The sequence below is a fragment of the Streptomyces sp. NPDC001549 genome (assembly GCF_042894025.1).
GTDB lineage: Bacteria > Actinomycetota > Actinomycetes > Streptomycetales > Streptomycetaceae > Streptomyces > Streptomyces kutzneri.
This window is the reverse complement of the sequence record NZ_JBIAVJ010000003.1, coordinates 340,071-353,105: the sequence shown is the minus strand read 5'-3', so window position 1 is coordinate 353,105 and position 13,035 is coordinate 340,071. Positions and strand designations below refer to the sequence as shown.

The 13,035-nt window shown below is 71.5% G+C and carries 11 protein-coding genes; 1 reads left to right on the top strand and 10 read right to left on the bottom strand.

Going from position 1 to position 13,035, the window contains the following annotated elements:
* Positions 1–67 precede the first annotated feature (67 nt).
* From topA to bldG, 7 genes are all read right to left on the bottom strand, one after another.
* Positions 68–2,881, bottom strand: a complete 2,814-nt coding sequence (topA, locus tag ACFY04_RS07100) for a type I DNA topoisomerase (protein WP_389114648.1) — start codon at positions 2,879–2,881, stop codon at positions 68–70.
* 282 nt (positions 2,882–3,163) lie between these two features.
* The gene (locus ACFY04_RS07095) at positions 3,164–3,298 is read right to left on the bottom strand and encodes a hypothetical protein (RefSeq protein WP_389114646.1); all 135 of its coding nucleotides are present in this window, start codon (positions 3,296–3,298) and stop codon (positions 3,164–3,166) included.
* Between the two features lie 192 nt (positions 3,299–3,490).
* Positions 3,491–5,005, bottom strand: a complete 1,515-nt coding sequence (locus tag ACFY04_RS07090; protein ID WP_389114644.1) for a methyltransferase — start codon at positions 5,003–5,005, stop codon at positions 3,491–3,493.
* Positions 5,006–5,146: 141 nt separating this feature from the next.
* The gene (locus tag ACFY04_RS07085) at positions 5,147–5,713 is read right to left on the bottom strand and encodes a small secreted protein (RefSeq protein WP_389114643.1); all 567 of its coding nucleotides are present in this window, start codon (positions 5,711–5,713) and stop codon (positions 5,147–5,149) included.
* A gap of 164 nt (positions 5,714–5,877) precedes the next feature.
* On the bottom strand, positions 5,878–8,280 hold the full coding sequence (locus ACFY04_RS07080) for a sodium-translocating pyrophosphatase (protein ID WP_389114641.1): 2,403 nt from the start codon (positions 8,278–8,280) through the stop codon (positions 5,878–5,880).
* Positions 8,281–8,547: 267 nt separating this feature from the next.
* Positions 8,548–8,988: an ATP-binding protein gene (locus ACFY04_RS07075; RefSeq protein ID WP_314242592.1), complete on the bottom strand. Its 441-nt coding sequence runs from the start codon at positions 8,986–8,988 to the stop codon at positions 8,548–8,550.
* A 122-nt stretch (positions 8,989–9,110) separates the two neighbouring features.
* Complete coding sequence (bldG, locus tag ACFY04_RS07070) at positions 9,111–9,452, bottom strand: anti-sigma factor antagonist BldG (protein ID WP_008743037.1); 342 nt, start codon at positions 9,450–9,452, stop codon at positions 9,111–9,113.
* A 70-nt stretch (positions 9,453–9,522) separates the two neighbouring features.
* On the opposite strand from bldG, the gene ACFY04_RS07065 reads away from it, so the two are divergent.
* Positions 9,523–12,012: a DEAD/DEAH box helicase gene (locus ACFY04_RS07065; protein ID WP_389114640.1), complete on the top strand. Its 2,490-nt coding sequence runs from the start codon at positions 9,523–9,525 to the stop codon at positions 12,010–12,012.
* A gap of 69 nt (positions 12,013–12,081) precedes the next feature.
* Here the strand turns inward: ACFY04_RS07065 and ACFY04_RS07060 are convergent, their stop codons facing one another.
* Genes ACFY04_RS07060 through ACFY04_RS07050 form a run of 3 tightly spaced genes read right to left on the bottom strand, consistent with a single transcriptional unit; the run spans position 12,082 to position 12,987 of the window.
* On the bottom strand, positions 12,082–12,420 hold the full coding sequence (locus ACFY04_RS07060; protein ID WP_389114639.1) for an Rv3654c family TadE-like protein: 339 nt from the start codon (positions 12,418–12,420) through the stop codon (positions 12,082–12,084).
* Positions 12,417–12,803 (bottom strand): TadE family type IV pilus minor pilin, encoded by a 387-nt coding sequence (locus tag ACFY04_RS07055; RefSeq protein WP_389114638.1) that lies wholly within the window; start codon positions 12,801–12,803, stop codon positions 12,417–12,419. Before ACFY04_RS07055 ends, ACFY04_RS07060 begins: the two co-directional genes overlap by 4 nt.
* On the bottom strand, positions 12,790–12,987 hold the full coding sequence (locus tag ACFY04_RS07050) for a DUF4244 domain-containing protein (protein ID WP_389114637.1): 198 nt from the start codon (positions 12,985–12,987) through the stop codon (positions 12,790–12,792). The genes ACFY04_RS07055 and ACFY04_RS07050 overlap by 14 nt, the downstream gene beginning before the upstream one ends.
* Positions 12,988–13,035 lie beyond the last annotated feature (48 nt).

The following is a 13,035-nucleotide window of genomic DNA, read 5'->3' as shown; positions in this document are numbered from 1 at the left end:
GCCGAGGCTGAATGTGGCGGGGCGGACGCACAAGAGCCCCACGCTTCGCGCGGGGCTCTTGTCGTGACTACTCGTCCGTGGGGGCCGCGGCGGCCTTCTTGGCCACCGTCTTCTTCGCCACGGTCTTCTTGGCGGTCGTCTTCTTGGCCGCCGTCGTCTTCTTCGCGGCAGCGGCCTTCGTCGCCGTCGCCTTCTTCGCCGGGGCCTTCTTGGCGGGAGCCTTCTTCGCCACCTTCTTGGCCGGGCCCTTCGCCCGCTTCTCCGCGAGCAGCTCGTAGCCCCGCTCCGGCGTGATCGTCTCGACGTCGTCGTCCCGCCGCAGCGTCGCGTTCGTCTCGCCGTCCGTCACGTACGGCCCGAAGCGGCCGTCCTTGACCACGACCGGCTTCTCGCTGACCGGGTCGGTGCCCAGCTCCTTCAGCGGCGGCTTGGCCGCGGCCCGGCCCCGCTGCTTCGGCTGCGCGTAGATCGCGAGGGCCTCGTCCAGCGTGATCGAGAAGAGCTGGTCCTCGGTCTCCAGCGACCGCGAGTCCGTGCCCTTCTTCAGGTACGGGCCGTAGCGGCCGTTCTGGGCCGTGATCTCCACGCCCTCCGCGTCCGCGCCGACCACGCGCGGCAGCGACATCAGCTTGAGCGCCTCGTCGAGGGTGACCGTGTCCAGGCTCATGGACTTGAAGAGCGAGGCCGTCCGCGGCTTGACCGCGTTCTTGCCCGTCTTCGGGGTGCCCTCGGGGAGGATCTCCGTCACGTACGGCCCGTAGCGACCGTCCTTGGCGACGATCTCGTTCCCGCTGACCGGGTCCTTGCCGAGCTCGAACTCGCCGCTCGGCTTGGCGAACAGCTCCTCCGCGTACTCGACCGTGAGCTCGTCCGGAGCCATGTCGTCCGGGACGTCGGCGCGCTGGTGGCCCTCCGCGTCCTTCTCGCCGCGCTCCACGTACGGCCCGTAGCGGCCGACGCGCAGCACGATGCCCTCGCCGACCGGGAAGGAGGAGATCTCCCGGGCGTCGATCGCGCCGAGGTCCGTGACCAGCTCCTTCAGACCGCCGAGGTGGTCCCCGTCGGCCGGCACGACCTCGGTCGCGTCCTCCGAGCCGAAGTAGAACCGCTTCAGCCACGGCACGGACTGGGCCTCGCCCCGCGCGATGCGGTCGAGGTCGTCCTCCATCTTCGCGGTGAAGTCGTAGTCGACGAGCCGCCCGAAGTGCGTCTCCAGCAGGTTCACCACGGCGAACGACAGGAAGGACGGCACGAGCGCCGTGCCCTTCTTGAAGACGTAGCCGCGGTCGAGGATCGTGCCGATGATCGACGCGTACGTCGACGGACGGCCGATCTCGCGCTCTTCGAGCTCCTTGACCAGCGAGGCCTCGGTGTAGCGGGCCGGCGGCTTGGTCGAGTGCCCGTCCGCCGTGATCTCCTCGGCGGCGAGCGCGTCGCCCTCCGCCACCTGCGGCAGCCGCTTCTCGCGGTCGTCGAGCTCGGCGTTCGGGTCGTCCGCGCCCTCGACGTAGGCCTTCATGAAGCCGTGGAAGGTGATCGTCTTGCCGGAGGCGGTGAACTCGGCGTCGCGTCCGTCCGAGGCACGGCCGCCGATCTTCACGGTGACGCTGTTGCCGACCGCGTCCTTCATCTGGGAGGCGACGGTCCGCTTCCAGATCAGCTCGTACAGGCGGAACTGGTCGCCGGTCAGACCCGTCTCGGCCGGGGTGCGGAAACGATCACCCGAAGGACGGATCGCCTCGTGCGCCTCCTGGGCGTTCTTGACCTTGCCGGCGTAGACGCGCGGCTTCTCCGGCAGGTAGTCGGCCCCGTACAGCTGGGTGACCTGCGCCCGCGCCGCCGACACCGCGGTGTCGGACAGCGTGGTGGAGTCGGTACGCATATAGGTGATGAAGCCGTTCTCGTACAGCTTCTGCGCCACCTGCATCGTCGCCTTCGCACCGAAGCCCAGCTTGCGCGAGGCCTCCTGCTGGAGCGTCGTCGTACGGAACGGGGCGTACGGGGAGCGGCGGTACGGCTTGGACTCGACCGACCGGACGGCGAACGCGGTGTCGGCCAGGGCGGCGGCCAGAGCCCGTGCATTCGCCTCGTCGAGGTGCAGCACCTCGCTCTTGAGCTGCCCGTTCGAGCCGAAGTCACGGCCTTGGGCGATGCGCTTGCCGTCGACCGTGTTCAGCCGGGCGACCAGCGTGGAGGGGTCGGAGGCGTCACCGGCGCGGCCGGTGGCGAAGGTGCCGGTCAGGTCCCAGTACTCGGCGGAGCGGAAGGCGATGCGCTCGCGCTCCCTCTCGACGACCATGCGCGTGGCCACCGACTGGACGCGGCCCGCCGACAGCTTCGGCATGACCTTCTTCCACAGGACCGGCGAGACCTCGTAGCCGTAGAGGCGGTCGAGGATGCGGCGGGTCTCCTGGGCGTCGACCATGCGCTGGTTGAGCTCGCGCGGGTTGGCGACGGCGTCGCGGATCGCGTCCTTGGTGATCTCGTGGAAGACCATCCGGTGGACGGGGACCTTGGGCTTGAGGACTTCCTGCAGGTGCCACGCGATGGCTTCGCCCTCGCGGTCCTCATCGGTGGCGAGGAAGAGTTCGTCGGACTCGGCCAGCAGCTCCTTGAGCTTCCTGACCTGGGACTTCTTGTCCGCGTTGACGACGTAGATCGGCGCGAAGTCGTGCTCGACGTCCACGCCGAGGCGGCGGACCTCACCGGTGTACTTGTCGGGAACCTCGGCCGCGCCGTTCGGGAGGTCGCGGATGTGCCCGACGCTCGCCTCGACGACGTATCCGGGGCCGAGGTAGCCCTTGATCGTCTTCGCCTTGGCTGGGGACTCGACGATGACGAGTCGGCGGCCGCCCTTTGCGGTCTCGCTAGTCGGGGACAACTTGGCTCTTCTCTCCGGTCGGCACTCGGTCGCAGTACGGCGACGCTGCGGAGTGTGACGGTACAACCCGCCCCCGTGTCAAACGGCAGAAGCCCGCAACGGCCACTCGAACGGTAACCCGACAAGTGCCGTTTCTGCCGCCCGGATGCCGCGCCGGGGCGTTCCCGATCACCGGGCAGGGTGGCCGGGGGGCCGTCTGGCCGCGCCTTCGCACCCGGTCTCACGCCTGCTCCGACCTCGGCTTTCCGGGCCGGATCCCCGGCCGCGTCCGGTCCGCCAGGGTCACTCGAACTCGGTGCCGGAGCCGCGCGGGGCGACCCGGTCCCAGGGCCGTCGCCGCCCTCCGACGAGCCGGGCCGGCGCTGCGGCCGCGACGGGGAGCGCGCCCTCCGCCACCGGCGCACGGTGGAAGAGCACGCGCCCCCGTCAGGCTTGCAGAGCGGCCCCGAACAGCGGGAACACGGCCGCCGAGAAGATCGCCGGACCGTTTTCCGCGCCGCTTCCCCTTGCCCCCGGGTCGCTCTCGGGATCCCCCCGGATCCCCCTGCGCAGGAGACTGGCAGCCCTGTGGATACGGCGGGCGAACCCCGGGTTACATCCTGGGGCCGACTACTGCGAGGGGCCCGCCACGGGGTCCAGGAAGCCCTGCTCGACCAGCAGCCGGATGGCCTCCGGAGTGCGGTCCCGCAGCACGATCGGGTCCTCCTGGACCAGCTGCGCGATCGCGTCCAGGATCCGGCCCGCGCTCAGTGAGCCGTCACACACTCCGGCGAAGCCGGCGCCGACCGTGTCGACCTTGGTGGCGCGCCGCATTCCGCGGTTCTGCCGGAGCACGACATGTTCCGGATCCTCCGCGCCGGGCGCGCCGACCTGCTCCTGGACCACTTCCTCGGCCAGCGCGAAATAGGCCTCCAGCAGGGCCGCGTCGTCGTGCTGCCGCAGGTAGTCCTGGCGCGCGAAATGGGCCAGGACGGCCTCGCCGAGCGGCTGCTCCACCGTGTGGGGCCACTCCTCGACCACGATCGAGGGCTCGGCCGCGTCCGTCCGGCGCAAGGTGATCCATCCGAAGCCGACGGACTTGGTCCCACGGGCCTCGAACTCGTCCAGCCAGTCCTCGTACCGCCGCGTGTACTCGGCCGGGTCGGTCCGGTGGTCGCCCGCGTCGCGCAGCCACAGCTCCGCGTACTGCGTCACGTCCTGCACGTCACGCTGCACGATCCAGGCGTCGCAGCCGCGCGGCACCCAGGAGCGCAGCCGGTCGCGCCAGTCCTCGCCCTCCACGTGCTGCCAGTTGCCCAGGAACTGCGCGTACCCGCCCTGGTTGAGCCGCGCGCCGGCCTCCTGGACCAGCGTCCGGCACAGGTCGTCGCCGCCCATACCGCCGTCCCGGTAGGTCAGCCGGGCGCCGGGGGAGATCACGAACGGCGGGTTCGACACGATGAGGTCGTACGTGGCCTCGCCGACCGGCTCGAACAGCGACCCGGTGAGCAGCTCGGCCTCCGGGGCCCCGGACAGGGCCAGCGTCAGACGGGTGAATCCCAGGGCCCTGGGGTTGACGTCGGTGGCGGTGACCCGGGTGGCGTGCCGGGACGCGTGCAGCGCCTGGATTCCGGATCCGGTGCCGATGTCGAGGGCGGAGCCGACCGGGGTGCGGACGGTGATCCCGGCCAGGGTGGTGGAGGCGCCGCCGACGCCGAGGACCACGCCCTCCTCGCGGCTGCCGATCCCGCCGGCCCCGCCGACGGAGCAGCCGAGGTCGGAGACGATGAACCAGTCCTCGCCGTCCGGGCCGCCGTACGGGCGCACGTCGACGGTGGCGTGCACCTCGTCGCCCTCCAGCCGCAGCCAGCCGTCGGCCAGCGCCGCCTCGACGGGCAGCGCCTCCGCGGCGTGCACGTACGGCTCCGGCTGCTGGAGCAGGAACAGCCTGACCAGGCTCGCGAGCGCCCCGTCGCCCGGACCGCGGGTGGCGCGCAGGGCGGGGACGGTCTCGCTGCGGGCCAGCGCGGCGTAGGCGGGGGCGCCGAGCAGGTCGAGCAGCCCGTCGGCGGTGAAACCGGCGGCGAGCAGGGCGGCGCGGAGCTCGGGGGCGCGGTCGGGCTTGGGGAGGCTGGTGGTACTCACGCGTCCATTGTGTCCGCTGGGACCCGTCCTGCCGATCACACCGGGCCCACAGGTGCGAAAGGGCGGCCGCGGCCCCTTCCGAGACCCCGGCCGCCCTGAGCGGCGTACCGCGCGGAACACCGCCCGCGCGGGCCGGCCGTGCTACTGCGCGGAGGCCGGTGCCGACGCGACCTGGCAGCCCTTCTGGCCGTTGATCGCCGGGCCGAGGCCACCCGCCTTGAGCTGGGCGAGCGCGTCCTGACCGCCCTTCGTCACGTCCTTGAGCCCGCCCGCGACCTCCTTGAGGCCGTCGGCGAACTTCGCCTTGTCCTGGGGGTCGAGGGCGTCCGTCTTCGCCTTCAGGTCGGCGTAGCCCGTGGACGTCGTCTCGAAGCCCTTGGCCGCCGCCTCCTGGGTCGCGGCGCCGTTCTTGACCGGCGGAACGCCCGCCGACCGCAGGGCGGCCGCCATCGCCTTGTACGACTCGGTCATGGTCGCGAACGCCGCCGAGTCGGTCTTCTGGACCTCGTCGGGCTTGCTGCTCTCCGAGGCCACGCGCTTGATCTCGACGTTGGCGGCCTCGATCTTCTCGATCTGGGGCTGCCACTGGTCACAGACCTTCTTGGCCCATGAGCCGGCCTTCTGGTCGGTCTCGTCCCCGCCGCATCCGGACAGGACGAGCATCAGTGCCGCACCGCCCGACAACGCGGCCGCAATCTTCTTGTTCACCGGATTGGTCCCTTCGAAGGCTCTCGGCCCGGAAGATACACGCCCGCCCTCCGGCGACGCACAAAGGCGGACAGACGGCGCGTGAGTCCGCGCCGCCCATCCGCCTTTCGGGCGTACCGGCCGGCCCTGCCCGGCCCTGCCCGTACCGCTGACCGGACCTCGGGTCAGGAGACCGTCGCCGGGTCGGTCGACTGGGCCACCCGCTCGGCGGCTCCGCCTTCGGTCTCGTCGCCGACGGCGATGCCGCGGCGCTTGGAGATGTACACCGCGCCGATGATGACGCCGATCGCGAGGACCGCGACGACGGCCCGCACGACCGGGCTGCTGTCCTCGCCGTAGCTGAACTGCACGACCGCGGGGGCGATCAGCAGCGCCACCAGGTTCATGACCTTGAGCAACGGGTTGATCGCCGGTCCGGCGGTGTCCTTGAACGGGTCGCCGACCGTGTCACCGATGACGACCGCGGCGTGGGCCTCACTGCCCTTGCCGCCGTGGTGGCCGTCCTCGACGAGCTTCTTCGCGTTGTCCCACGCGCCACCGGAGTTGGCGAGGAAGACCGCCATCAGGGTGCCCGTGCCGATGGCACCGGCGAGGAAGGAGCCGAGCGCGCCCACGCCGAGGGAGAAGCCCACGGCGATGGGGGTGAGCACGGCGAGCAGGCCGGGCGTGGCGAGCTCGCGCAGCGCGTCCTTGGTGCAGATGTCCACGACGCGCCCGTACTCGGGCTTCTCGGTGTAGTCCATGATCCCGGGGTGCTCCCGGAACTGGCGGCGCACCTCGTAGACGACGGCGCCCGCGGAGCGGGAGACGGCGTTGATGGCGAGGCCGGAGAACAGGAACACGACGGCCGCGCCCAGGATCAGCCCGACGAGGTTGTTGGGCTGTGCGATGTCCAGGCTGAGGTTCATCTCCCCGGCCTTGGCACCGACTTCCCTGACCGCGGTGGCGATCGCGTCGTTGTACGAGCCGAAGAGCGCCGCCGCGGCGAGCACCGCCGTGGCGATGGCGATGCCCTTGGTGATGGCCTTCGTGGTGTTGCCCACGGCGTCCAGGTCGGTCAGGACCTGCGCACCGGCGCCCTCGACGTCGCCGGACATCTCGGCGATGCCCTGGGCGTTGTCGGAGACGGGCCCGAAGGTGTCCATGGCGACGATGACGCCGACGGTGGTGAGCAGGCCGGTGCCGGCCAGGGCCACCGCGAAGAGCGCGAGCAGGATCGACGTACCGCCGAGCAGGAACGCGCCGTAGACGCCGAGGCCGATGAGCAGAGCCGTGTAGACGGCGGACTCCAAGCCCACCGAGATTCCGGCGAGGACGACGGTGGCCGCGCCGGTCAGGGAGGACTTGCCGATGTCCCGGACGGGGCGCCGGTTGGTCTCGGTGAAGTAGCCGGTCAGCTGCTGGATCAGGGCCGCGAGCACGATGCCGATGGCGACGGCGACGACGGCCAGGATCCGCGGGTCACCGGTGTGGTTGGTGATCGCCGGGTTCTCGACGCCGACGAGCTCCTTGTAGGTGGCCGGCAGGTAGGCGTAGACGGCGATCGCGACCAGCGCCAGGGAGATCACGGCGGAGATGAAGAACCCGCGGTTGATGGCGGTCATGCCGCTGCGGTCGCTGCGGCGCGGGGAGACCGCGAAGATGCCGATCATCGCGGTGATGACGCCGATCGCGGGCACGATCAGCGGGAAGGCGAGGCCCAGGTCGCCGAAGGCGGCCTTGCCGAGGATGAGCGCGGCCACCAGGGTGACGGCGTAGGACTCGAAGAGGTCCGCCGCCATTCCGGCGCAGTCTCCGACGTTGTCGCCCACGTTGTCGGCGATGGTCGCGGCATTGCGCGGGTCGTCCTCCGGAATGCCCTGCTCGACCTTGCCGACCAGGTCGGCGCCGACGTCGGCGGCCTTGGTGAAGATTCCGCCGCCCACGCGCATGAACATCGCGATCAGGGCGGCGCCGAGACCGAAGCCCTCCAGGACCTTGGGGGCGTCGGCGGCGTAGACCAGGACGACGCAGGAAGCGCCGAAGAGGCCGAGGCCGACCGTGAACATGCCGACGACGCCGCCCGTCCGGAAGGCGATCTTCATCGCCTTGTGGGAGACCTCGGTCAGGTCCTTGGCGGGCTCCCCCTCGGCCGGGGTGGCCTCGCGTGCGGCAGCGGCGACACGGACGTTGGCGCGGACCGCCAGGCGCATGCCGATGTAGCCGGTGGCGGCCGAGAAGATGGCGCCCACGAGGAAGAAGGCGGAGCGCCCGCCCCGCTGCGTCCAGTCGTCGGCGGGGAGCAGGAAGAGCAGGAAGAAGACCACGACGGCGAAGATGGCGAGGGTGCGCAGCTGACGGCCGAGATAGGCGTTGGCGCCTTCCTGGACGGCTGCGGCGATCTCCTTCATGCTGTCGGTTCCCTCGTCGGCGGCGAGGACCTGGCGGACCAGGATCTGCGCGACGACGAGTGCGGCGAGTGCCACGGCCGCAATGACGATCACGATGAGCCGATTGTCATCGGTGAGTACTGCGGCTGCCAGATCTGTGGTGCGATCCGGCGCGTTAGGGGTGAAGAGCCCCGTCATTCGTCCTCCTTGACGTGATGAGCTCAAGATGTGGACGGATTGTAGGGAGCGCGCCCCGATCAAAACAGTGCGCAGGAAACGTAATTGGCGTGCTCTCGCTCCTCAGCAATAGATCGCGTCACTCCATTACCCTCGAAAGTGGTAATGGGGCAAAGGCATTGACGCCTCATCATTGATCTAGGGAAATGAAAAAGGCCCTGCTCAGCAGGGCCTTGATAAAGATCGGAAGATACGAAGGATTGCGCGCGGGGCGGATCGCGACGGATCTCAGGGAAGCTCGGAGACTCCGGAGACGGGCCAGCTCATCCGGATGGTCCCGCCCGATTCCCCGCTGCTGACCTCGACGTCGTCGACGAGCCCGCTGATCACCGCGAGACCCATCTCGTCCTCGGTCTCGCCCTCGGACTCCAGGACGGCGGTGATGCCGGACACCGCGTCGGAGGCGCTGCCGGACGGCCCGGGGACCTCGTCGCCGACCTCGATGGAGAACACCTTGTCCTCCTCGCTCAGCACCACCCGGACGGGCGCGGTCAGTCCGTTGCTCCGATGGAGTCCGACGGCACGCGAGCAGGCCTCACCCACGGCGAGGCGGACCTCGTCGAGGACGGCTTCCTCCACGCCGACCCGGCGCGCCACGGCGGCCGCGACGAGGCGGGCCGTCCGGACGTGTTCGGGCTGGGCGCTGAAGCGCAGTTCAACGGTGGCCATGCGCATCCCCCTCGGACTACGGGCGTGCCTTGACAGGGGCCCGGGCCAACCATGGCCCGGTACCCCCGCTCTCCTTGTCGGCTCCCCGCCGCCCGGAGGCTGCAGGGGGCCGCGCGGAGCCGTCAGTCGGTGGCGTTGACTGCGTCTTCCACCGTGGTGTGGATCGGAAACACCTTGGTCAGACCGGTGATGCGGAAGATCTTCAGGATGCGCTCCTGGTTGCACACCAGACGGAGCGAGCCCTCGTGCGCACGGACGCGCTTGAGGCCTCCCACCAGGACACCAAGGCCGGTGGAGTCGAGGAAGTCCACCCGCTCCATGTCGACAACCAGGTGGTAGCTGCCGTCGTTCACCAACTCGACCAACTGCTCGCGCAGCTTGGGCGCGGTATACACATCAATCTCGCCACCGACCTCCACGACCGTACGGTCGCCGACAGTGCGAGTCGACAGGGACAGGTCCACGGATCCTCCAGCACCTTGCTATCGAGCGACGCCCCCTCACCCGAAGGTAGGCGAGGGATTGGCTGCCGCGATGGCATTCAATCACTTACCGGCAGGCGCGCACGACGCCTTCGGACCATTGTCCCGCACGCCGGTGACACACTCGGTTCCGATGGCCAACACATCTGGTCCCGGACGGCCCACGGCACCCGCGGACCCACGACCCACCCCCGACGCGGTCCTGGACCGCCTGTCACGGGGGCCTTCCCGTGCTGCGCGCATCACCCATACGGAGCACTTGCCCCCTCGGGCGGGTCGTCATGCAGTCTGGCCGGACCGCATCCGAACAGACGTCGTAGCCGCGATCGGATCGGCCGGAATCGACCATCCGTGGGAACACCAGGCCGCGGCGGCCGAGCTCGCCCTCGATGGAAAATCCGTGGTCGTGGCCACCGGAACCGCCTCGGGCAAGTCCCTCGCCTACCTCGCGCCCGTGCTCTCCGCCCTCGCGGACGGCGCCGAGGCCCCGAACGGCAGGGGCGCGACCGCCCTGTACCTGGCCCCCACCAAGGCCCTGGCGGCCGACCAGCGGCGCGCCGTGCGGGAACTGGCCGCCCCGCTGGGCAACGCCGTACGCCCCGCGGTCTACGACGGGGACACGCCCGTCGAGGAACGCGAATGGGTGCGCCAGTACGCGAACTACGTCCTGACCAACCCCGACATGCTGCACCGCGGGATCCTCCCGGCCCACCCGCGCTGGTCCTCCTTCCTGCGGGCCCTGCGCTACGTCGTGATCGACGAGTGCCACACCTACCGCGGGGTCTTCGGCTCCCATGTGGCACAGGTGCTGCGCCGGCTGCGGCGGCTGTGCGCCCGCTACGGCGCGGAACCCGTCTTCCTGCTGGCCTCCGCCACCGCGAGCGACCCGGCGGCGGCCGCGTCCCGGCTGACCGGCGTACGGGTGATCGAGATCACCGACGACGCCTCCCCTCGGGGCGAGGTGGTCTTCGCCCTCTGGGAGCCGCCGCTGCTCACCGAGCTGCGCGGCGAGAAGGGCGCTCCCGTACGCCGTACGGCCACCGCCGAGACGGCCGACCTGCTGACCGACCTGGTGGTCCAGGGGGTCCGTACGGTCGCCTTCGTGCGCTCCCGGCGCGGCGCCGAGCTGATCTCCGTGATCACCCGGGAACGGCTCGCGTCGGTCGACCGGTCACTGGCCCACCGGGTCGCCGCCTACCGGGGCGGCTACCTCCCCGAGGAGCGCCGGGCCCTGGAGCGGGCCCTGCACTCCGGCGAGCTGCTCGGACTGGCCGCCACGACGGCCCTGGAGCTCGGTGTGGACGTCTCCGGCCTGGACGCCGTCCTGATCACCGGCTACCCGGGCACCCGGGCCTCCCTGTGGCAGCAGGCGGGCCGCGCGGGGCGCTCGGGCCAGGGCGCCCTGGCCGTGCTGATCGCCCGGGACGACCCGCTGGACACCTACCTCGTCCACCACCCGGAGGCGCTGTTCCAGCGGCCGGTGGAGGCCACCGTCCTGGACCCGGACAACCCGTACGTCCTCGCCCCCCACCTGTGCGCGGCGGCGGCGGAGCTGCCGCTGACCGACGCGGACCTGGAACTCTTCGGCCCGGCGACCGAGGACCTCCTTCCGCAGCTCGAAGCGGCGAAGCTGCTGCGCCGCCGGGCGACCGCCTGGCACTGGACCCGCCGGGAACGGGCCTCGGACCTGACCGACATCCGGGGCGGCGGCGGCCGCCCGGTGCAGATCGTCGAGGCCTCGACCGGCCGGCTGCTGGGTACGGTCGACGAGTCTGCGGCCCACACCGCCGTCCACGAGGGGGCCGTCCACCTCCACCAGGGCCGCACGTATCTCGTGAAGCACCTGGACCTGGAGGACGCCGTGGCCCTCGTGGAGCAGGCGGACCCGCCCTTCTCCACCACGGCCCGTGACACCACCTCCATCTCCGTCCTGGAGACCGAGACCGAGATCCCGTGGGGCTCGGCCAGGCTCTGCTTCGGCTCCGTCGAGGTCACCAACCAGGTCGTCTCCTATCTGCGCCGCAAGCTGATCACCGGCGAGGTGCTGGGCGAGGCCAAGCTCGACCTGCCGCCCCGCACCCTGCGCACCCGGGCCGTGTGGTGGACGGTGACCGAGGACCAGCTCGACGAGGCCCGGATCAACCCGGAGATCCTCGGCGGCGCCCTGCACGCCGCCGAGCACGCCTCCATCGGCATGCTTCCGCTGTTCGCCACCTGCGACCGCTGGGACATCGGCGGCGTCTCCGTGCCGCTGCATCCCGACACCCTCCTCCCCACGGTCTTCGTCTACGACGGCCACCCCGGCGGCGCCGGCTTCGCGGAGCGCGCCTTCAGCACCGCGCGCGCCTGGCTGACGGCGACCCGCGACGCGATCGCGGCCTGCGAGTGCGAGGCCGGCTGCCCTTCCTGCATCCAGTCCCCCAAGTGCGGCAACGGCAACGAGCCCCTGCACAAGCGCGGCGCCATCCGCCTCCTCACCCGCCTCCTCTCCGAATCCCCGGCCGCCCCGGCCGCACCCCCCGCCGAGGCCTCCGAGGCCTGACCGGACGCGACGCGGCCTGGCGGACCCGACGCAGCCTGGGGACCCGACGCGGCCCCGGCCCCCGGGGCCTCAGCCCCGCGGCCCGGGCGGGCCTGACCGGGCCTGGATCGTCGCCGTGAACGGGCCTGCCGCGACCCGGGCGGTGACCTCGGCGACCTCACCCCGGAGCAGGCACCCGCCGAGCGCCGCGCCTTGTGCCCGGGCCACCCGAAGGGCCGCCGCGCACGCCGTCTCCGGCCCGTGGGCCCAGGTGGCCGCCGCCGCGAGCGCCGCCAGGTCGGCGGCCGCCGCCGCCCGGTGGCGGGCCACGACGGCCTGGCCGAGCAGCAGCACCCCGCCGAACACCGCACCCAGCACCGTCGCCACCAGCGCCGCCCAGACCGTGGCCGAACCCCGGTCCCGGCTCACGGCGGCGGCCCCACGCTGTCCTCGGCCAGAGCCACCGCCTGCGCGCCGAGCCGGACCGGCAGCCCGCCCGGCCCGGGCGCCTTCGCCGCCACCTTGACCCGCCAGAGGTCGCCCTCCCGCTCCAGCTCCACCCGCGCCCCCGGTGGGGCGGCCGCCCGGGCCGCCGCCTCGGCCACCTCCAGCGGCTCCGACCTGGCCGCCGCCCGGGCTCCGGCCCGGGCCGCGTCCACACACCGGATCTGCGCGGCCGCCGCCATCAGGGCCCACACCAGCAGCGCCGCGAACAGCACCAGCGCCGGAATCACCAGGGCGGCCTCCGCCGTCACATATCCCCGGTCCGACTTTCCCCGGGCGCTCCGTGACCCACCCTCAGAACGGCGCATCGAGCGCCTTTCCGATGGTCGACTGGAGGGCCGTGGCGACGACTTCACTTGTCACCACCTTGTAGAGGACGGCCGCGAATGCGCAGGCCGCGATCGTGCCCATCGCGTATTCCGACGTGGACATCCCCTGGTCGCCCCCGCGTCCCCTCAACGCCGTCCGCACACGAAACCAGATGATCCTCATGACAACCTCCTGTGTATTTCCGCTGTTGATGCGTGTGGTCAATGCGAC

What these genes read in the sequence shown, in the direction of transcription:
- ACFY04_RS07055 (WP_389114638.1), bottom strand. Translation starts at nt 12,803, where the DNA reads ATGCGCCGTTCTGAGGGTGGGTCACGGAGCGCCCGGGGAAAGTCGGAC.
- ACFY04_RS07065 (WP_389114640.1), top strand. Translation starts at nt 9,523, where the DNA reads ATGGCATTCAATCACTTACCGGCAGGCGCGCACGACGCCTTCGGACCA.
- ACFY04_RS07075 (WP_314242592.1), bottom strand. Translation starts at nt 8,988, where the DNA reads ATGGCCACCGTTGAACTGCGCTTCAGCGCCCAGCCCGAACACGTCCGG.
- ACFY04_RS07080 (WP_389114641.1), bottom strand. Translation starts at nt 8,280, where the DNA reads ATGACGGGGCTCTTCACCCCTAACGCGCCGGATCGCACCACAGATCTG.
- ACFY04_RS07050 (WP_389114637.1), bottom strand. Translation starts at nt 12,987, where the DNA reads ATGAGGATCATCTGGTTTCGTGTGCGGACGGCGTTGAGGGGACGCGGG.